27 protein-coding genes are annotated in these 18,820 nt (G+C 73.4%); 16 read left to right on the forward strand and 11 right to left on the reverse strand.

All coding sequences use genetic code 11. The annotated features are described in order from the left end of the window. Positions 1-18 precede the first annotated feature (18 nt). Positions 19-216: a heavy-metal-associated domain-containing protein gene (locus ACE7GA_RS01855; RefSeq protein ID WP_376094811.1), complete on the forward strand. Its 198-nt coding sequence runs from the start codon at positions 19-21 to the stop codon at positions 214-216. 63 nt (positions 217-279) lie between these two features. On the opposite strand, the gene ACE7GA_RS01860 is transcribed toward ACE7GA_RS01855, so the two are convergent. Further along, on the reverse strand, positions 280-600 hold the full coding sequence (locus ACE7GA_RS01860; RefSeq protein WP_376094814.1) for a hypothetical protein: 321 nt from the start codon (positions 598-600) through the stop codon (positions 280-282). A 102-nt stretch (positions 601-702) separates the two neighbouring features. Between ACE7GA_RS01860 and ACE7GA_RS01865 the strand changes: the two genes are divergently transcribed. Continuing rightward, complete coding sequence (locus tag ACE7GA_RS01865) at positions 703-1,410, forward strand: FkbM family methyltransferase (RefSeq protein WP_376094817.1); 708 nt, start codon at positions 703-705, stop codon at positions 1,408-1,410. Here the strand turns inward: ACE7GA_RS01865 and epmA are convergent. After that, complete coding sequence (gene epmA, locus ACE7GA_RS01870; RefSeq protein ID WP_376094819.1) at positions 1,401-2,459, reverse strand: EF-P lysine aminoacylase EpmA; 1,059 nt, start codon at positions 2,457-2,459, stop codon at positions 1,401-1,403. The genes ACE7GA_RS01865 and epmA overlap by 10 nt on opposite strands. A 149-nt stretch (positions 2,460-2,608) precedes the next feature. Between epmA and ACE7GA_RS01875 the strand changes: the two genes are divergently transcribed. The 4 genes from ACE7GA_RS01875 (at position 2,609) to ACE7GA_RS01890 (ending at position 5,384) form a co-directional block, all read left to right on the forward strand. Next, entirely contained in the window at positions 2,609-2,944 is a 336-nt protein-coding gene (locus tag ACE7GA_RS01875; RefSeq protein ID WP_376094822.1) for a hypothetical protein, read from the forward strand. Then, positions 2,899-3,213 (forward strand): hypothetical protein, encoded by a 315-nt coding sequence (locus ACE7GA_RS01880; protein WP_376094825.1) that lies wholly within the window; start codon positions 2,899-2,901, stop codon positions 3,211-3,213. Before ACE7GA_RS01875 ends, ACE7GA_RS01880 begins: the two co-directional genes overlap by 46 nt. Positions 3,214-3,273: 60 nt before the next feature. Then, entirely contained in the window at positions 3,274-4,323 is a 1,050-nt protein-coding gene (locus tag ACE7GA_RS01885; protein WP_376094828.1) for a lysine-2,3-aminomutase-like protein, read from the forward strand. A gap of 80 nt (positions 4,324-4,403) precedes the next feature. After that, positions 4,404-5,384: a tripartite tricarboxylate transporter substrate-binding protein gene (locus ACE7GA_RS01890; protein ID WP_376094831.1), complete on the forward strand. Its 981-nt coding sequence runs from the start codon at positions 4,404-4,406 to the stop codon at positions 5,382-5,384. 55 nt (positions 5,385-5,439) lie between these two features. Here the strand turns inward: ACE7GA_RS01890 and ACE7GA_RS01895 are convergent, their stop codons facing one another. The 3 genes from ACE7GA_RS01895 to ACE7GA_RS01905 all read right to left on the reverse strand — a co-directional run bounded on the left by ACE7GA_RS01895 (position 5,440) and on the right by ACE7GA_RS01905 (position 6,430). After that, entirely contained in the window at positions 5,440-5,775 is a 336-nt protein-coding gene (locus ACE7GA_RS01895) for a DUF6481 family protein (RefSeq protein WP_376094834.1), read from the reverse strand. Positions 5,776-5,931: 156 nt separating this feature from the next. After that, positions 5,932-6,144 carry a hypothetical protein gene (locus tag ACE7GA_RS01900; RefSeq protein ID WP_376094837.1) on the reverse strand — a complete coding sequence of 71 codons (213 nt, stop codon included), beginning with the start codon at positions 6,142-6,144 and terminating at the stop codon, positions 5,932-5,934. A 64-nt stretch (positions 6,145-6,208) separates the two neighbouring features. Then, positions 6,209-6,430 carry a cold-shock protein gene (locus ACE7GA_RS01905; RefSeq protein WP_376094840.1) on the reverse strand — a complete coding sequence of 74 codons (222 nt, stop codon included), beginning with the start codon at positions 6,428-6,430 and terminating at the stop codon, positions 6,209-6,211. Positions 6,431-6,699: 269 nt separating this feature from the next. On the opposite strand from ACE7GA_RS01905, the gene ACE7GA_RS01910 reads away from it, so the two are divergent. The 8 genes from ACE7GA_RS01910 (at position 6,700) to ACE7GA_RS01945 (ending at position 13,824) form a co-directional block, all read left to right on the forward strand. After that, positions 6,700-6,849: a hypothetical protein gene (locus ACE7GA_RS01910; protein WP_376094843.1), complete on the forward strand. Its 150-nt coding sequence runs from the start codon at positions 6,700-6,702 to the stop codon at positions 6,847-6,849. Then, positions 6,846-7,172, forward strand: a complete 327-nt coding sequence (locus ACE7GA_RS01915; protein WP_376094846.1) for a DUF1488 family protein — start codon at positions 6,846-6,848, stop codon at positions 7,170-7,172. The genes ACE7GA_RS01910 and ACE7GA_RS01915 overlap by 4 nt, the downstream gene beginning before the upstream one ends. Further along, on the forward strand, positions 7,172-7,465 hold the full coding sequence (locus ACE7GA_RS01920; protein WP_376094849.1) for a hypothetical protein: 294 nt from the start codon (positions 7,172-7,174) through the stop codon (positions 7,463-7,465). Before ACE7GA_RS01915 ends, ACE7GA_RS01920 begins: the two co-directional genes overlap by 1 nt. Before the next feature lie 207 nt (positions 7,466-7,672). After that, positions 7,673-8,299: a hemolysin III family protein gene (locus tag ACE7GA_RS01925; RefSeq protein WP_376094852.1), complete on the forward strand. Its 627-nt coding sequence runs from the start codon at positions 7,673-7,675 to the stop codon at positions 8,297-8,299. 122 nt (positions 8,300-8,421) lie between these two features. After that, a complete protein-coding gene (gene efp, locus ACE7GA_RS01930) occupies positions 8,422-8,991 on the forward strand; it encodes an elongation factor P (protein ID WP_376094855.1) in 570 nt (189 codons plus the stop codon). 16 nt (positions 8,992-9,007) lie between these two features. Then, positions 9,008-9,889, forward strand: coding sequence for an inositol monophosphatase family protein (locus ACE7GA_RS01935; protein ID WP_376100059.1), 882 nt, complete (start codon positions 9,008-9,010; stop codon positions 9,887-9,889). 808 nt (positions 9,890-10,697) lie between these two features. Further along, the gene (locus ACE7GA_RS01940; protein WP_376100061.1) at positions 10,698-11,831 is read left to right on the forward strand and encodes a flagellar motor protein MotA; all 1,134 of its coding nucleotides are present in this window, start codon (positions 10,698-10,700) and stop codon (positions 11,829-11,831) included. Between the two features lie 55 nt (positions 11,832-11,886). Beyond that, entirely contained in the window at positions 11,887-13,824 is a 1,938-nt protein-coding gene (locus tag ACE7GA_RS01945) for a peptidoglycan -binding protein (protein ID WP_376094858.1), read from the forward strand. Positions 13,825-13,832: 8 nt separating this feature from the next. Here the strand turns inward: ACE7GA_RS01945 and ACE7GA_RS01950 are convergent, their stop codons facing one another. The 4 genes from ACE7GA_RS01950 to ACE7GA_RS01965 all read right to left on the reverse strand — a co-directional run bounded on the left by ACE7GA_RS01950 (position 13,833) and on the right by ACE7GA_RS01965 (position 15,808). Continuing rightward, the gene (locus ACE7GA_RS01950) at positions 13,833-13,985 is read right to left on the reverse strand and encodes a hypothetical protein (RefSeq protein ID WP_376094861.1); all 153 of its coding nucleotides are present in this window, start codon (positions 13,983-13,985) and stop codon (positions 13,833-13,835) included. Further along, complete coding sequence (locus ACE7GA_RS01955; protein WP_376094864.1) at positions 13,942-14,562, reverse strand: winged helix-turn-helix domain-containing protein; 621 nt, start codon at positions 14,560-14,562, stop codon at positions 13,942-13,944. The genes ACE7GA_RS01950 and ACE7GA_RS01955 overlap by 44 nt, the downstream gene beginning before the upstream one ends. Positions 14,563-14,777: 215 nt before the next feature. Continuing rightward, the gene (locus tag ACE7GA_RS01960) at positions 14,778-15,356 is read right to left on the reverse strand and encodes a Crp/Fnr family transcriptional regulator (RefSeq protein WP_376094867.1); all 579 of its coding nucleotides are present in this window, start codon (positions 15,354-15,356) and stop codon (positions 14,778-14,780) included. After that, the gene (locus ACE7GA_RS01965) at positions 15,353-15,808 is read right to left on the reverse strand and encodes a DUF1491 family protein (protein ID WP_376094870.1); all 456 of its coding nucleotides are present in this window, start codon (positions 15,806-15,808) and stop codon (positions 15,353-15,355) included. The genes ACE7GA_RS01960 and ACE7GA_RS01965 overlap by 4 nt, the downstream gene beginning before the upstream one ends. Positions 15,809-15,913: 105 nt before the next feature. Between ACE7GA_RS01965 and ACE7GA_RS01970 the strand changes: the two genes are divergently transcribed. Continuing rightward, positions 15,914-16,159, forward strand: a complete 246-nt coding sequence (locus tag ACE7GA_RS01970; RefSeq protein ID WP_376094873.1) for a hypothetical protein — start codon at positions 15,914-15,916, stop codon at positions 16,157-16,159. Positions 16,160-16,174: 15 nt separating this feature from the next. On the opposite strand, the gene ACE7GA_RS01975 is transcribed toward ACE7GA_RS01970, so the two are convergent. After that, positions 16,175-16,744, reverse strand: a complete 570-nt coding sequence (locus ACE7GA_RS01975; protein WP_376094876.1) for a cytochrome b — start codon at positions 16,742-16,744, stop codon at positions 16,175-16,177. A 106-nt stretch (positions 16,745-16,850) separates the two neighbouring features. On the opposite strand from ACE7GA_RS01975, the gene ACE7GA_RS01980 reads away from it, so the two are divergent. Further along, a complete protein-coding gene (locus tag ACE7GA_RS01980; RefSeq protein ID WP_376094879.1) occupies positions 16,851-17,852 on the forward strand; it encodes a hypothetical protein in 1,002 nt (333 codons plus the stop codon). Here ACE7GA_RS01980 and ACE7GA_RS01985 read toward each other — a convergent pair. Continuing rightward, positions 17,834-18,820: a ketopantoate reductase family protein gene (locus ACE7GA_RS01985; RefSeq protein WP_376094882.1), complete on the reverse strand. Its 987-nt coding sequence runs from the start codon at positions 18,818-18,820 to the stop codon at positions 17,834-17,836. The genes ACE7GA_RS01980 and ACE7GA_RS01985 overlap by 19 nt on opposite strands.

The following is an 18,820-nucleotide window of genomic DNA, read 5'->3' on the forward strand; positions in this document are numbered from 1 at the left end:
GAAGCCAGGAGTGACGCCGTGACCACCATCCGCATCCCCAACATGACCTGCGGCGGCTGCGCCAAGGGCGTGACCGCCACCATCCACGACGCGATGCCCGGTGCCGAGCCCCGGATCGACCTCGACCGCCGCGAGGTCACCGTGGCCGGCGACGCCGCAGTGCTCGTCGCGGCCCTGCGCGAGGATGGCTGGGAGGCCGAGGCCGTCGCGGCCTGAAACGCGAGACGCCGCGGATCTTCCGGCCCGCGGCGCTCGAACCTGCCGATCCTGCCCTGAGGATCAGCGCATCGTGCTGCCGTAGGACGAGCCCATGCCTGGGGCGCCCATGCCCGAGGACTCCATGCCGGCATTCGGCATCGCCTGTGGCATCGGGGCCGAGGCGCCCGGCGCGCCCTCCATCACCATGCCGCCGCCCATGTAGGCGCGGTTCGCGTCGGACGTGTAGGGCCCGCGGTCGAGCGGGGCGCCGGGCGAGCGGCCCGAGCCGATCTGGTAGCGCCCGTCCAGGTTGTTTCCCGCCGGGCGCGACCGGTCATAGGGCTGGGCGAGGGCGGCGGTGGCCGTGGCGACGATCACGGCGGTGGCGAGCAGGGCCTTCATGGTGAACTCCCGTTGTTTCAGATCCGGGAAGCCAACGCCCTGCGGTCGCCCCGGGTTGCCGCGGGATGGCCGCCCGAGCCCTGGCATCGCAGGATGGCGGGCATGGATGAGATCACCTTCCTGACCGCCCTCCACCGTCCCGGCACGGTGGTGGACGTGGGCGCACATGCCGGCCTGCTGACCCTGCCCCTGGCCGCGCTGCCCGGCGCGACGGTCCTGGCCTTCGAGCCGCTGCCACAGGTGCTGGCCATCCTGCGCGCGGCGACGGCGCATCGGCCCAACGTCGAGGTCCGGGCGCAAGCCCTCGGCGACGCGCCGGGGCGGCTGGCCCTCTCGATCCCCGTGGTGAACGGCGTGCCCGACCTGCAATGGGCCAGCACGGCGAAGGACTACGCCGCGCATCCGCACGTACAGGTCGAGCGCGTGGAGGTCGAGGTGATCCGCCTGGACGACTTGGCGCTGTCCGACGTGACGGCGATCAAGCTGGATGCGGAGGGCGCGGAATACGCGGTGCTGCGCGGCGCGCGGGAAACGCTGGCGCGCTGCCGCCCGATCCTCACGATGGAACTGGAGGAGCGGCACGCCGAGGGCTGCACCTGGTCCGTCCCCGCCTTCCTCGATGCGCTGGGCTTCGCCACGATGTTCGAGCATCGGGGGTGCTGGCATCCGATGTCCGCCCTGCACCGCCCGACGATGCAGCGCGCGAGCACGGATCCCACCGTCTTCGAGGCGTCGGATCCCTACATCTTCAACTTCTACGCCTGGCCGCCGGAGCGTGAGGCGGAGGCGATGCGGCTGCTTCAGGCATAGGGCCAGCCGCCAAGCCATCGCACGGCATCGAGGTCCGGCACCCCGGCCGCGAGCATCGCCAGCCGGTCGAAGCCGAGGGCGATTCCCGACGTCGCGGGCATTCCTCGCGCAAGGGCGGCGAGGAAGTCCTCGTCAACGTCCCAGGCCGATCCGGGGGCATTGCCGTAGAGGCGCTTGCGCTCCGCCACGTCGCGAAGGAAGCGCTCACGCTGCTCCACGGGGTCGGTCAGCTCGTCGAAGGCGTTGCCCAGTTCCAGGCCCGCCGCGAAGACCTCGAAGCGCAGCGCGGCGCGGGGATCGGCGGGATCGCGGCGGGCGAGCGCGGCTTGCGGCGCGGGCCAGTGCGTGAGGAAGGTCCCGCGCGCGCGGCCAAGATGCGGTTCGACATGCGTGAGCATGAGGTGGAAGAACAGGTCTTCCCAGGACAGGCCGTCCGGCGCGTCGAGCCCCGCATCGCGGGCGGCGCGGTGCAGCGCGACGCCGTCGCCCTCGGCGCTGCGGGGGTCCACGGTCGCCAGGATATCGAGGCCGTTCGCGTGCCGGCGGAACGCCTCGGCGACCGGCAGGCGTTCGAAGGGAAGCGACAGGTCGGTGGTCGCGCCGTCATGCGCCGCGCGGGCCGGCAGGACGGCGCGGAGATAGTCCTCCACCTCGTCCATCAGCCCGGCCATCGGCAGGCCGACGCGATAGACCTCGAGCATCGTGAATTCCGGCGCGTGGCGCGGGGAGACCTCACCGTTGCGCCAGACCCGCGCGACCTCGAAACAGGAACCGACGCCGCCCGCGAGCAGCCGCTTGATCGCGAGTTCCGGCGAGGTGCGGAGCCAGACGTCACGCCCCGCGCCGCGGCCCAGATGCGGCTCGAAGCGGCTTGCGAAGCCGCGGAGATGGACCTCCATGCCTGGGACGGGGACGAGCGCGGGGGTCTCCACCTCGATACAGGCGCGGGCTTCCCAGAAGGCGCGGGTGTCGCGCAGCAGAGCGGCGCGGCGGCGCAGGGCCGGCAGGCGCTCACCGAGCGAATCGGGGTGCCAGGAGGATCGTGACACGCCGCGGGTCAGGCCCGTCGCCGCGCGGGGGCGGTCGTCACGTCGTGCGGGGGCCGCTGTCGCATCCCGGCGGCCTTAGCGCACCGAACGCCCCACTGTCTGCGCCCGCCATGGACCGGGCGCGGGGCCGGCCATAGTGTCGCAGACGCATGTCCCTGCCCCGCGCCCTCGCCGCCGCACTCCTCCTCGCCAGCCTCGCGGCCTGTGCAACGGCTCCTGGCGGCCAGCCCACGCCGGCGCAGACCGTCACGGCGCTGCCGCGGCAGATCGTCGGTTTCCAGAGCACCGGCCGGATCATTGACCTCGAGGGCACGCCGGGCGGAGCCGGCCTCGGCGCGTCGCACAACTACGTCCCGGCGACGGGCGAGCGGATGCTGGCGACGGTCTACGTCTATGACCGGGGGCGCGCCGCGCGCCGGAGGGCGGCGCCAGCCCCGACGTGGCCGACGAGCTCCGGCGCACCTTCGCCGAGGTGCAATTGCTGACCCAGGCCGGCCGCTACCGCTCCGCGGTCATGCAGGCGGGCATGGATGTCGGCGCGCAGAACGCACCGCCGGGCGTGCGCTGCCTTAATTTCAACCTCGTCCAGGGTGACGGCACGCGCACCGGCGACAGTGTCTGCGTGACGATTCGGCAAGGCCGCTTCGTGAAGACGCGCGTGACCAGCTGGCAGCCGCCCGAGCCCGTGGTGGCGGGGCTCGCGGCCATGGCGTTCCTGGACGGCGTGCTGCGGACCGGCGTCGCGGGCCTGTAGGGCGGCGCCGGGGCGGCCGGCGGTTGCCCTGCGGGTCCCGGGTCGCTACCTCGCCCCCCAATGCCGGACGGCTCGCTCCTCCCCCGCACGTTGCGCTCGGCCGCGGACCTCGCCGCGGCCGGGCTGATCGCGCCCGGGGAACGTGACGTGCTCGACGCCGTCGCGGCCCGCTACGCCGTCTCGGTGACGCCCGCGGTGGCCGCGCTGGTGGATCCGGCCGATCCGGGGGATCCCATCGGCCTCCAGTACCTCCCGCATCCCGCGGAACTGCGGGTCACCGGGCAGGAGCGCCCCGATCCCATCGCCGACGGCGCCCATTCCCCCGTGAAGGGCGTCGTCCACCGCTATCCCGACCGCGCGCTGCTCAAGCCCCTGCTGGCCTGTCCCGTCTATTGCCGCTTCTGCTTCCGGCGGGAGCAGGTCGGGCCGGATGGCGGCGTGCTGACCGACGGGGAATTGGAAGCGGCGCTCGATTGGTTCGCCGGGATGCCCGCCGTCTCCGAGGCGATCCTGACGGGTGGCGATCCGCTCATGCTCTCCCCTCGGCGGCTCGCGCGGATCGTCGGGCGTCTCTCGGCCATGCCGCACATCCAGGTCATCCGGCTGCATTCCCGCGTGCCCGTCGCGGACCCCGCGCGCGTGACGCCGGCGCTGACTGAGGCGCTGGAGACGGAGAAGGCGCTGTTCCTCTGCGTGCATGCCAACCACGCGCGGGAGTTCTCGCAAGCGGCCCGGGACGCGTTGCGGCGGCTGAACCGCGCGGGTGTCGCTCTCCTCGGCCAATCCGTCCTGCTGCGCGGCGTGAACGACAGCGCCGCGGCGCTGGAGGACCTGTTCCGCGCCATGCTCGCGAACCGGGTGAAGCCCTACTACCTGCACCAGCTCGACCGCGCGCCGGGCACCGCGCGCTTCGAGGTCCCGATCGCCGAGGGCCGCGCGCTGCTGGAATCGCTCCGCGGCCGCGTCACCGGGCTGGCCTGGCCGACCTATGCCCTCGACCTGCCCGAGGGCCAGGGCAAGGCACCGATCGGACCGGACTTCGCGACGCGCGACGGCAAGGCCTGGACCGTCCGCGGCCCGTTGGGCGGCAGCCACCGCCACCCGGACTGACGGCCCTTCCCGTCCACCGCCCGGCGGGCTTTGCTGGCGCGAACAGCAACGGCGCCGATGCGCCGACGGGAGGATCCAGCGTGCCTCACCCCACCCGCCGCGGCTTGGCCGCCGCCGGCCTCGCCCTCCTCGCGGCGCCTGCCCTGGGGCAGCAGCCCTATCCCAGCCGGCCCGTGTCGCTGATCATCCCGTTCGCCGCTGGCGGCCCGACGGACATCGTGGGACGGCTGCTGGCTGAGACGATGTCGCGCGATCTCGGCCAGCCCGTGGTCGTCGAGAACGCGACCGGCGCCGGTGGTACGCTGGGGGCGCAGCGCGTCGCGACGGCGCGGCCGGACGGGCACACGATCCTGCTGCACCACATCGGGATGGGCGTGATCCCCACGATGTACCGGCGGCTCGCCTATGATCCGGTCAATGGCTTCGAGCCGATCGGGCTGGTGACGGAGGTGCAGATGACCCTCGTCGGCCGTCGCGACCTCGCGGCGAACAACCTGACGGAGCTCGTCGCGCTGATGCGGTCGCAGGGGGACCGGTTCAACCTCGCCGATGCGGGGATCGGGTCGTCCTCGGCGCTCTGCGGGGCGCTGCTGACGCACGCGATCGGCGCGCGGCCCACGAACATCCCCTTCCGCGGCACGGGTCCCGCGATGCAGGAGATCCTGGGTGGGCGCGTGGACCTGCTTTGCGACCAGACGACGCAGACCACGGAATACATCCGCGGCGGGCAGGTGAAGGTCTTCGCGACGCCGTCGCGGAACCGCATCGCGACGCTGCCGGATATCCCGACGACGGCTGAGGCGGGCCTGCCCGGCTTCGAGATCACGGTCTGGCACGGCCTCTACGCGCCGCGCGGGACGCCGGCGCCGGTCGTCGCGCGGCTGACCCAGTCGCTCCAGGCCGCGCTCCGCGATCCGAAGGTGATCGAGCGCTTCGCCGCGATCGGCACGGCGCCGGTCGAGCAGTCTGAGGCGACGCCCGAGGCACATCGCCGCTTCTGGACCGCCGACATCGCGAAGTGGCGGCCGGTCATCGAGGCGACAGGGCAGTACGCCGACTGACCCTGTAAAGCGGTGTTCTGGCGGACGGGGCCAGGTTAGGCCCCGTCGCGCCGGTTCAGCGACGCGCCTTGCGCAGGGCGTAGCGGCGGTCGCGCGCGGCCTTTTGCTCCTCGAGCAGCGCGGCCTTCGCGAGTTCGGCTTCGGCGGCAAGCCGTGCCTTCTCCGCTTCCTCGGCGGCGAGCCGGACCTCTTCCTCCTCGCGCTTGATGCGGAGGCGTTCGGCGACGCGCGAGTCGCGCGCCTCGATGACGCGGCCGCGCTCCGCGTCCCGCGCCATGCGGTCCGGGTCGTCGGCGGGCGGCCGTGCGCGGAAGCGGTCGAGCAGGGCCGCCTTCGCGTCGGCGGAGGTCTTCGCGCGATCGCCGAATTCGGCGCCCTTGAGGAGTGTCATCCGGTGTGGTCAGCCTCGGTCGTGGTGGGTCGTGCCGGCCCGGGGATGGTTCCCGGAGCGGTGGGTGGCGATGGCGTGCGCTGCCATGCGTTGCTTCCGCGATGACGCCGCGCGCCATTCAGACTTTGCGAGGTGAAGGTCGCGAGCCGAAGGTCGTCAGCCGAAGAGTGCGTCGGCGACGGGGGTCAGCTGCTTCTCGCGCAGCACGCGCTCCTGGCCGTCCTGGGCCCCGCGGGCGCGGTAGGTGCGGTCGCGGTCGTCGCCGGGAAGCACGCGGGTGATCGTGTAGGTGCCGCGAAGGCCCGGCATGTCGCCGGCGTCGGGGCGATATTCGACCTTCTGCCCGACGATGAACTTGGGCGTGGTCATCGGTGTCCCTCCGGGAAAGCGCCGAGACGGCGCAGGTCGGGGGGCGGGAGCCCCCCTCCCCGGCTCAGGCGCGCTGCAGGGCGCTCGCGGCGGCCTTGCCGTTCCGGCCGATCGCGATCTCGTAGCCGACCTTCTGGCCCTCGACGAGGTTACCGAGGCCGGAGCGCTCGACCTCGGAGATGTGCACGAACACGTCGGCGGAGCCGTCCTGCGGCTGGATGAAGCCGAAGCCCTTGGTGGCGTTGAACCACTTGACGGTGCCGACGGTGTGGGAATCAGTCATCATGTCTCGTGTTTGTCCTGCACGAGGGCCGCCACGCGGACATCGCGCTGCGGGTCAACACGGGATGCGAGGTGTTGGGAACGGGGCTCGGCACCCCCTGAGGGGATGGGAGATCGGGCCGAACCATCTGGCGTGACAAATACAGAAGCGCAGGTTCCGTCCGAAAGTGCAAATGATGATGCGTCACGCTTCCGTGGGGGCTGCGGCGAGCGCGGCGCATGGATGCCGGAAACGTGCGGCGGGGCACGCTTGCCGTCGTGGTACGGTTTGGCATGCTCAGATCCCTGGCGTTCCACCTTCCCGCCCTCGCGGCTCCCGGCCACGCGGGGTGGCGACGGATGGCGCGTGACGCTCCCGCGACCCTCGGCCTGCTCGGCGTGACCCTCTTTGCCCTCGTCCTCACCGGGTTCATCGCGCCGTGAGGGTCATCACCTCCGCCTCCGGCCCGGGCGCCCGGTTCCGGCACGACCGCGTCCTCTTCGAAGTGACGGAGGGTACCACGACCTTCGCCTGCTCCGTCTCCAAGGCCGCGATCCAGGACGCCAGCGATGGGCGCCCGAACCTGCCCGACGCCGTCCTCGCCGCCTTCGCCACCCTGCGCCGGCGGATCGAGGTCGTCGCCTGGGCGAAGATCCGCGCGCGGCCCGACGGTGCGGAGGGCGTCGTGCACGTCTGGTCCGGCGACCTGGACGATGACGACCCGGAACCGCAGCCCGAGCAGGCGCGCGGACGACGCACCGGCTGATGCGCGTCGTCCGCATGCGCGCCGACCGCAGCGTCGAGGTGCTCGGTGAATGCGAGGACTTCCATCCGCCGAAGCAGCCGGGCGATACGATCGTCGTCGTGCCCAGCCCGTCGCGCATCATGGACGGCACGGGCCGCCGGCTGCCCTATTCCATCGTCAACGCCGCGGCGCCGCGCATGCGCTTCACCGTCCGCAGCTTGGCGCTGGCCGGCATGGCCGAGGCGGTGGTGGAGATCTTCGACGACGGGCCGCATCCCAGCTTCCTGCCGGGCTGGCGGCCGACCCCGGCCTAGCGTGGATGCGCGTGCAGCGATGTGGGTTCGGGGCGGCTTCCTGAACGGCCATGCTACGCACTCATGCATTCGGGCGGGTTCAGGGGGACACTGCATCCAACATATGCCCCCGCCACTTCAGCAATGACGAGCGCGAGCCTGGGATCGCGTGTCCCGCAAGTCCCTCGGCGCGGGGGAGCCACGTCGGCGGAGAATGGTCCACCGAACGTGCTCTACGCCTCGATCGCTGAACGCCGGGCGGATGCCGCCGTCCACGCGCTGGGCGTCACCGGCGCCGTCCTGGGATGCCTCGCGCTGGCCGTCTTCGCGCGGGGCGAGCCGGCGGTGGTCGTCGTCACCGCGCTCTACCTGACCGGCCTCGTCGCCACCTTCGCCTGCTCCGCCGCCTTCAACCTCTCCCAGGAAGGGCCGCGGCGCGCGCGGCTGCGCCGGCTCGACCATGCCGCGATCTTTCTCATGATCGCCGGGACGTATTCACCCGTCGCGGTCCTCGCGATCGGCGGGACGGGCGGGGCGGTGCTCCTCGCGCTGGTCTGGGTCGGGGCGATGGCGGGTGCCGCCGTGAAAATCCTGGCCTTCGGCCGCTTTGTCCGGTGGTCCGTTGCCGCCTACCTCGTGCTCGGCTGGGCGGGCGTGGCCGTCTTTCCCGAACTGGCCCGGACCATGCCGTGGGAGACCTTGGCGCTGCTCGCGGCCGGCGGGTTCCTCTACAGCCTCGGCGTGCTCGCCTACCGGGCGACCTGGATGCGGTTCCACGATGCGGTCTGGCACGCCTTCGTCCTGGCCGCGGCGGCGTGCCACTACGCCATGGTCTTCCGCCTCGTCACGGCCTGACCGACCCGGGGCCATCAGGCGGCGCGGTGGCCGGGCCCGCGGTTGCCTTCCCGCCCCCTGCCGTGTAACCCCCCGGCCCTCATTCCCCGATCTTTCCAGCGACAGACCCGAGAGTATTCCCCATGGCGAAGATGCAGGCCAACCAGATGCGCGCCGGCATGGTCATCGAGTTCGAGGGCGCCCGCTACACGGTGCTCAAGCAGAACATCATGATCCCCGGCAAGGGCGCCGCCGTCATCCAGGTCGAGATGCGCAACATCAAGACCGGCGCGAAGAAGGACCAGCGCTGGCGCACCGCCGACACCGTCGAGCGCCTGCAGACCGAGGACAAGGAGTTCACCTACTCCTACGCCGACGGCGAAAACCTCGTGCTGATGGACCCCGAGACCTTCGACCAGACGCAGGTCCCGAAGGACATCCTCGGCGACCGCCTGCCCTTCCTGGCGGAGAACATGACCGTCAACGTCCGCCTTATCGAGGGCGAGCCCGTGGCGATGTCCCTGCCGGAGACGGTGGTGCTGGAGATCACGGAGGCCGACCCCGTCGTGAAGGGTCAGACCGCCTCCTCCTCCTACAAGCCGGCCGTCCTCTCCAACGGCGTGAAGACGATGGTGCCGCCCTTCATCACCGCGGGGGAGAAGATCGTCGTCCGCACCGAGGACGCCTCCTACCTGGAGCGGGCGAAGGGCTGAACCCGTGTCCGGCCGCATGGAATCCTCCGCGCGGCTGTCGCCGGCGCTGACGGTCGTCGTAAACGCCGCGCGCAAGGTCGGGCGCCGCCTGCTGCGCGACTTCGTCGAGGTCGAAAGCCTGCAGGTCACGCAGAAGGGTCCCGGCGACTTCGTCTCCCAGGCCGACCTGCGCGCCGAACAGGCGCTGCGCGAGGAACTGAAGCGTGCGCGGCCCGGCTTCGCCTTCCTGATGGAGGAAAGCGGCGCCTCCGGCGACGAGTCCTGGGAATGGCGCTGGGTCGTGGACCCGCTCGACGGCACCACGAACTTCCTCCACGGCATCCCCCATTGGTGCATCTCCGTCGGGATCGAGAAGCGGGTCTCGGACACGGCGTCGGAGATCGCGGCGGGCGTGATCTACAACCCCGCCTCCGACGAACTCTTCTGGGCCGAGAAGGGGCGCGGTGCCTTCCTCAACGACAAGCGCCTCCGCGTCTCCGCACGGCGGGAGATGGAGGAGGCGCTTTTCGCCACCGGCATCCCGTTCAAGAAGGTGACGCGGAAGGCGGAGTTCTCCGCGACGCTCGCACGGCTGATGCCGCAGGTCGCGGGCGTCCGGCGCTTCGGCTCGGCCGCGCTCGACCTCGCCTGGGTCGCGGCGGGACGCTACGAGGGCTACTGGGAACTCGGGCTGAACCGCTGGGACTGCGCGGCCGGGATCATCATGGTGCGGGAGGCCGGGGGCACCGTGACGGCACCGGGCGATGGCGACCCCTACCAGAGCGGCGACGTCGTCGCGGGCAACCCGAACCTGCACGGCAGGCTGCGGGAGGCCGTGAACGCCGGCATCGCCGCGGCGGCGGAATGGCGGGAAGCAGCCGCCGCAGGGCGCCCCACCCCCACCGGCACCGACGGTTAGGGCAGCCCGCCGGCCAGCCCTCGCGTTGGACGCCTCACCGCCCCGCCTGTAGGGTCCGCAGCCCATGCGCCCCTTCCAGCAGCATCGCCGCGAAGCACGCCGTGCGGTCCTCCGTGCGGTCGGGGCCTGCGCGCCGCTGACCCTGGTCTTCCCGGCCGGGGCGCAGATGCTCCGGCCCCTGCCCGCGCCGATGACACCGGCGGCGGAAGCGCCGGCCCCGCCCGATCTCGCGGCGGCGCCGCGCCCGGCCCGGCCGCCCGTGCTGCCGCGGCTGGACCTGCCGGCCTCCATCGCCGTCCTGCCGGACCTCGGTTGGCGCGTGTCGGGCCCCACGGCCCGCGGCCAGGCCGACCCGCCCGAGGCCGGGGGGATCGCGGCCATCGGCCGCCACCTCGCGACGACGACGGGGCGGGTGACGGTCCTTGCCCAGGCGGCGGGACCGGCGGACGACCCGTCGGTCGCGCGCCGCGCCAGCCTGGACCGGGCCGTCGCGCTGAAGGCCCTGCTGGTCGGCGCGGGCGTCGAGGCGACGCGGGTGGACATCCGCCCCCTCGGCCGCACGCCGGAGGGACGGGATGCGCTGGACATCCTGGCCCCGCCCTCCCCGCCCCCGCCGCGGCCGCCCTCCCCCGCCGAGAGCGTCATCCCCCGCCCCGCGCCGGAGCCGGAACCCGCCCCGGCCGTCGCGGCGACGCCCGCGCCGTCCCGCGGCAATGCGCCCCGCGGCGGCCCGGCGCGGGCGGGCGAGCCGCCGCGATCCAACGCCCAGCGCGCCCCGGCGGGCTCGCCCCCCGCCAGAACTGACCGGATGACCCAGCCCACCCGCTACCTCCTGCGCATGGCGGTCTTCCTCGCGGCCGTGGTCGCGATCACCGCGGCGCTGTCCGGCGAACTGACGACGGCCTTCGCGGCAAACCCGGTCCTCAACACCGTCATCCTCTGCGTCCTTCTGCTGGGCGTCGCCTGGACCGTGCGGATGGTCCTTTCCCTCAAGCGGGAGGTGGACTGGCTCGAGGCCTTCCGCGCCGGCAACGCCGCCGCCGATCCGCCCCGCCTCCTGGCCCCGATGGCCGCGATGATGACGGCCGCACGGCGGGGCGACCGGCTGTCGCTCTCGACAGGCGCGATGCGCAGCGTGCTGGACGGCATCGCCTCCCGCCTCGACGAGCAGCGCGAACTGTCCCGCTACATGGCGGGGCTGCTGATCTTCCTCGGCCTGCTCGGCACGTTCTGGGGGCTGATCGTCACGATCGCGGCGGTCGCCGAGGTCATCCAGGGCATGTCGGTCGGCTCCGGCGACGTGACCGTGCTGTTCAACCAACTCAAGGCCGGGCTGGCGCAGCCGCTGCGCGGGATGGGGGTCGCCTTCTCCGCCTCCATGCTCGGCCTCGCCGGGTCGCTGGTCGTCGGCTTCCTCGACCTCACGGCGGGGCAGGCGCAGAACCGGTTCTACAACGAGCTGGAGGAGTGGCTGGCGGGCGTGACGCGCCTCTCCTCCGGCGTGCTCGGGGAAGCAGGCGGTGAGGGCGGATCGGTCCCCGCCTACGTGCAGGCGCTGCTGGAGCAGACGGCGGAGAACCTTGAAGGGCTGCAGCGCATCCTCTCGCGGGGCGAGGAAGGCCGCGTCGCCGCGAACCGTGCTCTCGACACGCTGACGGAGCGCCTGTCGGTGCTCGCCGATCAGATGCGGGCGAATCAGGTGGTGATGACGCGGATCGCCGAGAGCCAGTCGAGCCTCGCGCCCACGCTGCAACGGCTCGTCGAATCCGGGGAGCACGAGGCGGCGTCGCGCGCGCACCTGCGGAACATCGAACTCTACCTCGCGCGTCTCGCGGAGGATTCGGTGCAGGGACGGGCGCAGGCGACGCAGGAGATCCGGACGGAGATCAAGATCCTCGCCCGCACCATCGCGGCCCTCGCAGAGGCGCCGCCGCAGGCATGAACGGGCTCCACGCCGCACCGCGCCGGCGTGACGACCGGCCCGCGGGGGCGCGGCGATGGCGCTAGGCGACTCCTCCCGCCGCGGCGGCCGCGGCGGCATCAATCCCTGGCCGGGCTACGTGGACGCGCTGTCCACGCTTCTGATCATCATCATCTTCGTCCTGCTGGTGTTCGTGCTGGCGCAGGGCTTCCTCTCCGTCACCCTCTCCTCCCGCGACCGGGCGCTGGACCGGCTGAACCGGCAGGTCGCCGAATTGTCGGAGATGCTGAACCTCGAGCGCACGGGCGCGCAGGAGGCGCGTGCCGCGCTGGGACGCGCGCAGGCCGAGGCGCGCGACGCGGCAACGGCACGGGAGGCGGCGCTCGCGGCGCTGTCCGCGCTTCGGGACGATGCGGCGCGGACCGGTACGGAACGGGACGCGCTGCGGGCGGAGCGGGACCGGCTGGCCGCCCGCCTCTCCGACGCCGACCTGACGGGTCGCGGCACGGCGGAACGGATCGCGAGTCTCGAGGCGCGGCTGGCCGAGGCCCTGTCCGGCGCCGAGGCAGCCGGCACCGACACCGCGCGCACGGTCCGCGGCCTGACCGACACGCGGCGCGCGCTGGCATCCGAGCAGGCGGCGCGCGCCGGTGCGGAGCGCACGCTGGCCGAGACGCGGACCGCGCTGGACGCCGCCCGGCGCGACCTCGCCGCGGTACGGGAGGAGGCGGCGCGCCTCGACCGACAGACCCAGGCGGACCGCGCCACGATCGAGGCCCGGCTGTCCGACATTGCGGGACTGACCCAGCAGGTTCGCGCCCTGACCGCGCTCCGCGACCAGTTGGAACGCCAGGCCGAGGCCGCGCTCACGCGCGCCGGGGAAGAGGAGACCCGCCGCCGCGCCGCCGAGACCGCGGCCGCGGCGACCGACCGCGCGCGCCTGGCGGCTGAGGCGCGCGCGACGGAAGCCGGTACGGCACGCCAAGCCGCGCAGGCGCAGGCTGCCGATGCCGCTCGCGCGCGGCAGGCGGCCGAGGCCGCCGCGGCGGAGGCCGAGCGGCGCCGCGCCGAGGCCGAGATGCGCTCCGCCGAGGCGGCGCGCACCGCGGCCGCCGCGGTGACCGCCGGCGCCGAGGCCGGCCGGGCGCAGCGCACCGCCGAGACGCGCGCGGAGGAAGCGGGCCGTGCGCGCACGGCGGCCGAGGCGATCGCGGCCGACGCCGCCCGGGCGCGCCAGGCCGCGGAGGCCGCCCTGGCGGAGGCTGCGCGGGGCCGCGGCGCGGCGGAAGCACTCGTCGCCGACGCCGCCCGCACGGCGCGGGAGCAGGAGACCGCGCGCCGCGCCGCCGAAGCGCAGGCCGGGGAATACGGGCGCCTCGCCGAATCGGCACGCGCCCAGGCCGCGCTGCTGAACGCGCAGCTCGATGCGCTACGGGCGGAGGTCCGGCGGCTGAACGGCGCGCTGGAGGCGCAGGAAACCCAGGACCGGGAAAAGGACACGCAGATCGCCAACCTCGGCCAGCGGCTAAACGCGGCGCTGGCCGCGCGCGTGGAGGAACTGCAGCGCTACCGTTCCGACTTCTTCGGCCGGCTGCGCGACGTGCTCGGTGACCGTCCGGACGTCCGTATCGTCGGCGACCGCTTCGTCTTCCAGTCGGAGGTCCTGTTCCCCGTCGGGGGCTCCGACCTGTCCGAGGCGGGGCAGCAACAGATCCGCGACGTCGCGACGACGCTGCGCGACATCTCCGCCCAGATCCCGCGGGAGGTGAACTGGGTGCTGCGAGTGGACGGGCACGCGGACAACTCGCCGATCCGCGGCGGGCGCTTCGCGAGCAACTGGGAACTCTCCTCGGCGCGCGCGATCGCGGTGGCGCGTTTGCTGATCGACAGTGGCCTGCCCGCGAACCGCATCGCCGCTGCGGCCTTCGGCGAGTTCCAGCCACTGGACGAGGCGGAGACCGCCGCGGCCCGGGCGCGCAACCGGCGGATCGAGCTGCGGCTCACCGACCGCTGACGACGCGGTCAGGCGGCGCTGGAGAGTCCGCCATCCGTCCGGCGGGTCACGGCGCCGGTGATGTCCGAGACGATGTCATCGAGCGCGATCGGCAGTTCTCCCTCCGGCAGCGCGCGGTCATAGGACTCGGCCCAGAGGAGCGCGCCGGACTGCCGCTCCACCAGCCGCGCGGTGACGCGGAGGACCCCCCGCACGGCGTACCGTGCCGGTCAGGATGCGGTCCGCGCTGCGGGCCACCGCGTCGCCACGCTCCGCGTCGGGCATGAGGACCCGGACGCCGTCGCGCTTCGCAAGCCCGATCGCCACGTCTTCCGCGACCGCGATCCCGAGGGAGCGCGGGGCGAGGTCGCCGAGTTCGACGAAGGACGTAACGGCAATGCTGAGCGCCGCGGGGGCGGCGGGCTGGCCGTTGGCCGCGTCGGTCTCCAGCATGTAGCCGTGGCGCGGCACCGTGCGGACCACGACGCCGGGCGCGGGGCCGAGGGCGCGGCGGATCTCGGCGATGCAATGCGTGATGCTGTCGTCGGTCACGTGCACGTTGCGCCAGACCGCGTCCAGCAGCTCCTCCCGGCTGACCACGCGATCGGCGCGGAGGAGGAGGGCATGCAGCACGTCGAAGGTTTTCGGGCGCAGGGCCACGGGCTTGCCCGCCGGGTCCGTCAGGCTCCGCCGGGACAGGTCCAGCCTGTACCGGCCGCAGGGAATGACGATGCTCCGAAAGCCGAATCCGTCTGGCATCGTGTGCCTCCTTTGCCGTCTCGTGCGCTTCCGCATGGTCTCGTCCGGGGCCTCACCTGACGCCCATCGACGAGACGGATCTTGAACCGCGCGAGTGACAGCCGGCTGTGCGCGCGCGCACACCATCCGATCGGATGAGGATGCGGGGCTGGTCACGCGTCTGTGCGCGGAGGCGAAGGCGCAGCCATCACCGCGACGGCGGGAAGAAGGCCGCTTCAGGCGCTCAGGAGCGGCGCCAGTTCCGCTTCGAGGACCGCGGGCCGCGTGATGACCAACCCGCCGCGCCGTCGTTCCAGCATGCCGTCGCGGATCAGGCGCGCGACCTCCCGCGACACGGCCTCGCGCCGCAGCCCGATGCGGCTGGCGATGACCTGCTGCGAGGGCGGGGGCGAGATGACGCGCTCGTCGCCCGTCGTGGAGGCGCGGGCGGAGCGGAGCAGCTCGGCATAGACCCGGTGCCGCGCGCCGAGCGTCGTGAAGTCCAGCAGCCGGGCATTCGCGTCGCGCAGGCGCGCCGCGAGGACGCGCAGCAGGTCGCGCGCGAGGGCCGGTGCCTCCGTCACGAGTTCCATGAACTGCGCACCGGCCAGGCGGCAGACGAAGGACCGGTGCAGGGCGGTGACGCAGGCCGAGCGCGGCAGGCCGTCGATCGCCGCCATCTCCCCGAAGAAGCCGCCGGGGCCGATGTCGCCGAGGATGAGCTCTGCGCCGCCCGGCGATCGCACGGCGACGCGCACCCCGCCGGAAAGCACGAAGAAGACGGCGTCCGAGGCCTCGTCGAAGTCCAGGATCATCTGGCCGGCCTGCGCCACGGTCCAGGTCGCGCGTTCCCCGTACCCGCGCGCCAGGGCTTCGGGCAGATCGCGGAACAGCGGGACGGCGCGCAGGTCCGGCGCGCGCGGGGCCAGGCGGCGCTCGGCGGGCGGGTCAGACAAGCCGCGCCTCGAAGGGGGAGGCCGTCGGGCGCCTCGAACTCCACGACCCAGAGGTCGGGGTCGCGGCGGACCTGGCGCTCGACGTAGGCGTCGGCCACGTCATCGGTGACGGGCGTGGCGCCGGTGCCGCGGACCCAGGCTTCCCGGCCCGCCGCATCGCGCGCCTGGGCCAGCACCGTCAGCCCGCCGCGCCCCCGCAGGACGCAGAGGATGCCGCCGCTGTCCGGATCGCCGCGCCGCAGCACCGCCGCAGGCCGCCCCGCCCCGTCCGAGAGCCGGACGGCTGCCGAAACCCAGAGGGCCGATTTCACCCGCGCTTCCATACCGCCGGTTTGGACGGGGCGGGCCCTGCGCGGCAACCCCTTGTCGTCGCGCCCCGGGCACGGCATCCACTGTTGCACAGGGGGAATGCGTTCATGCCTCAGCCCGGCAAGGCCACCGAAAAGACGATGAACGACGCCCAGCGCGCCTATGAGGCTCGGCGGGCGGCGAAGGCCGGGATGAGCCTGGAGAAGTGGCTCGCCACGAAGGAGAAGGAGCGCCTGGCCGAAAAGCGGGAGGCCGAGCGCAGCGCCGCCGCCCGCGTCGAGGCCGTGACGCCACCGAAGAAGCCCGGCTTCCTCAAGCGCCTGCTGGAACGCGCCGAGCGGCCGCTGAAGTAGCGGCGCCCGCCGCGTTCAGAGCATCCGCCGCAGCGTGTCGTCGCGCCGGATCAGGTGGTGGTGCAGGGCCGCCGTGACGTGCACGGCGATGAACAGCACGATCAGCAGCGCGGACCAGTTGTGGATGGCCTGGAGCACCGGCGCCCAGGCCTCGCTGCGCCCGATCGGGGACGGGACTGGGATCAGCCCGTACCAGGTCAGCGGGAAGCCCCAGGCATTGGTCGCGAGGAAGCCGGATACGGGCATCGCAATCATCAGGACGTAGAGGCCGGCGTGATTGGCATGGGCGGCGAAGCGCTGGATCGCCGGCAGGCTGGGGTCCAGCGGCGGTGGCGGGTTCGCCTGCCGCCAGCCCAGCCGGATGATCGCCAGGATCAGCACGAGGAGGCCCGTGCTCTCGTGGATGTTGTAGACGAGCATCTTCGTGGCCTCCGGCAATTCCGGCCCCCAGCCGAGGGTCAGGCCGAGGATGATGATCACGGCCATCAGCGCGGCAGTGACCCAGTGCAGGAACCGGGCGACCGCGGTGTAGCGGTCCCGGGGCCCCACCCGCGCCGACAGGTCCCGCTGCGCGCTCGCGCTCATTCGTGCATCCTCCGGTCCGTGCACGCGCAGCCTACACCGGACCGGGTCCGTGGGTGCCAGCGTGAAACGATGGGGCGGGCCGCCGCGGGGACCGGAGGCTGGCACGATGCCCCGCTCGCGCAACGGACGGGCGCCCGGCGGGCGGGGGCGCGTGATCGCGGCCCATGCGGACTGGTCGGCGCATCCGGGCAAGCGCTGGTTCGCCCTGGCGCGCCGGCGGCGGCATGGATGGCTGGCCGAGGCGCCCCGGCCGGTCGGCGATCCTGCCGCACTCGTGGCAAGGCTGTTGGCGGAGGGCGCCCCGGTCGCGCTCGGCCTGGACCTGCCGCTCGGCGTGCCGCGGGAATGGGCCGCTCGGCGGCCGGAGGCGGATTTCCCGGCCTTCCTCCGCGCGCTGCGGGTGGACTCCCCCTTCTTCGTCGTGAACGAGGCGCTGGAGACCGTCTCGACGGGGCGGCCCTTCTACCCGGCGCGCGGCGTCAGGGGAATGACGCGCGCGGCCCACGCGGCGGCGCTGGGGTTGTCGGGGCCGTCCGGCCTTTCCCGCCTCTGCGACCGGGCGACGGCGGAACGGCCGGCGGGGGCCCCGCTGTTCTGGACGCTCGGCGCGAACCAGACGGGCAAGGCGGCGATCGCGGCCTGGCGCGACTGGCTGGGACCGGCCCTCGCCGCGGCCGCGCCGCTCGATCTCTGGCCCTTCGCGGGTGGGCTGCACGCGTTGCTGCGACCAGGGCGTGCCGTGTTGGCGGAGGTCTATCCGGCCGAAGCCATGCGGCACCTCGGCGTCAGGCTGGGCGGGAGCAAGAGGGACCGCGACGCGCGGCGCGGCGCCGGGCCGGCGATCCGGGAGGCGATGGCACGGCTGCGCGTCTCCGCCGATGCGGGCCTGGACGCCGCGCTGGCCGAGGGCTTCGGCGCGGACGCGGCGGGGGAGGACCGGATGGACTGCGTTCTCGGCCTGCTCGCCCTGATCGGCATGCTCGACGGCGCCCGCCCGGACTTCGTGCCGGACGATCCCTGGGTCCGGCGGTGGGAGGGCTGGGTCCTCGGCCAGACGGCGCTTCCCGAGGGCGCCGGTGCGCGCGCGGATCAGGACGGTTCGGCGTAGGCGCCGGCGTGCCGCGCGGCCATGCGGCCCATCGCGACCCAGAGGTCGAGGATCGGCGTCTCCACCCCGACGAGCCGGGCGAGTTGCAGCGGGGCGATCGCCATCGCCTCGAGTTCCACCTGCTTCCCGGCGTCCAGGTCCTGCAGGATGGAGGGGCGGTGGTGCAGGCCGTGCCCGACGCGGATGCGTTCCTCCACGTCGAGGCCGGTGTCCTGGCCCAGCGCGCGGGCGATGGCGGCCGCTTCCTCCAGCGCCGTCCGGTAGAAGGGGAGGAGTGCGGAGTCGGAGAGCGTCGTCGCCACGTCCTGGCGCGTGCAGAGGCTGAGCGGGCCGTTGGACAGGTTGGAGACGAGCTTCAGCCAGACCTCGCGCCGGATGTCCGGCACCACGGGCGCGCCGATGCCGCCGGCCTTCAGCGCCTCCGCGAGACGGGTGACGCGTTCGCCGACGGTCCCGTCTGGCTCGCCGAGGATCACGCGGTTGCGGGCGTGCTCCACGAAGACCACGCCGGGCTCGGTCACGGTGCAGGCGGAATAGACGACGCCGCCGATCGTGCGCCCGACGCCGACCGCACGGCGGATCGCGCCGCCGGGATCGAGGTTGGGGAGGGGATGGCCGTCCAGCTCACCGCCGTGGCGGTCGAAGTACCACCAGGGGATGCCGTTCATGACGAAGGCGACCGGCGTCTCCGGGCCGAGGAGCGGGCCGATTCCCGCCGCGACGCCCGGCAGGTGGTAGCCCTTGGCCGTGACGATCACCGCGTCCTGCGGGCCGAGCTCGCCCGGATCGGCGCTGGCCTTCGGGTGGATCGTCCAGGACCCGTCGGGCGCGTTGATCGTGAGCCCGCGCGAGCGGATGGCATCGAGATACGCGCCGCGCGCGACGACGCTGACCTCCGCCCCGCCATTGGCGAGGCGCACGGCCAGGTGGCCGCCGATGGCGCCGGCGCCGAAGACGCAGATCCGCAC

Origin of the sequence: Roseomonas sp. CCTCC AB2023176 (assembly GCF_042259275.1) — a bacterium.
In the GTDB taxonomy this organism is placed as follows: Bacteria; Pseudomonadota; Alphaproteobacteria; order Acetobacterales; family Acetobacteraceae; genus Roseomonas.

Coding starts and splice junctions, on each gene's coding strand:
- ACE7GA_RS01860 (WP_376094814.1), bottom strand. CDS start 600: ATGAAGGCCCTGCTCGCCACCGCCGTGATCGTCGCCACGGCCACCGCC.
- ACE7GA_RS01865 (WP_376094817.1), top strand. CDS start 703: ATGGATGAGATCACCTTCCTGACCGCCCTCCACCGTCCCGGCACGGTG.
- ACE7GA_RS01875 (WP_376094822.1), top strand. CDS start 2,609: ATGTCCCTGCCCCGCGCCCTCGCCGCCGCACTCCTCCTCGCCAGCCTC.
- ACE7GA_RS01885 (WP_376094828.1), top strand. CDS start 3,274: ATGCCGGACGGCTCGCTCCTCCCCCGCACGTTGCGCTCGGCCGCGGAC.
- ACE7GA_RS01895 (WP_376094834.1), bottom strand. CDS start 5,775: ATGACACTCCTCAAGGGCGCCGAATTCGGCGATCGCGCGAAGACCTCC.
- ACE7GA_RS01900 (WP_376094837.1), bottom strand. CDS start 6,144: ATGACCACGCCCAAGTTCATCGTCGGGCAGAAGGTCGAATATCGCCCC.
- ACE7GA_RS01905 (WP_376094840.1), bottom strand. CDS start 6,430: ATGATGACTGATTCCCACACCGTCGGCACCGTCAAGTGGTTCAACGCC.
- ACE7GA_RS01910 (WP_376094843.1), top strand. CDS start 6,700: ATGCTCAGATCCCTGGCGTTCCACCTTCCCGCCCTCGCGGCTCCCGGC.
- ACE7GA_RS01920 (WP_376094849.1), top strand. CDS start 7,172: ATGCGCGTCGTCCGCATGCGCGCCGACCGCAGCGTCGAGGTGCTCGGT.
- efp (WP_376094855.1), top strand. CDS start 8,422: ATGGCGAAGATGCAGGCCAACCAGATGCGCGCCGGCATGGTCATCGAG.
- ACE7GA_RS01935 (WP_376100059.1), top strand. CDS start 9,008: ATGGAATCCTCCGCGCGGCTGTCGCCGGCGCTGACGGTCGTCGTAAAC.
- ACE7GA_RS01940 (WP_376100061.1), top strand. CDS start 10,698: ATGACCCAGCCCACCCGCTACCTCCTGCGCATGGCGGTCTTCCTCGCG.
- ACE7GA_RS01945 (WP_376094858.1), top strand. CDS start 11,887: ATGGCGCTAGGCGACTCCTCCCGCCGCGGCGGCCGCGGCGGCATCAAT.
- ACE7GA_RS01955 (WP_376094864.1), bottom strand. CDS start 14,562: ATGCCAGACGGATTCGGCTTTCGGAGCATCGTCATTCCCTGCGGCCGG.
- ACE7GA_RS01960 (WP_376094867.1), bottom strand. CDS start 15,356: ATGATCCTGGACTTCGACGAGGCCTCGGACGCCGTCTTCTTCGTGCTT.
- ACE7GA_RS01970 (WP_376094873.1), top strand. CDS start 15,914: ATGCCTCAGCCCGGCAAGGCCACCGAAAAGACGATGAACGACGCCCAG.
- ACE7GA_RS01975 (WP_376094876.1), bottom strand. CDS start 16,744: ATGAGCGCGAGCGCGCAGCGGGACCTGTCGGCGCGGGTGGGGCCCCGG.
- ACE7GA_RS01980 (WP_376094879.1), top strand. CDS start 16,851: ATGCCCCGCTCGCGCAACGGACGGGCGCCCGGCGGGCGGGGGCGCGTG.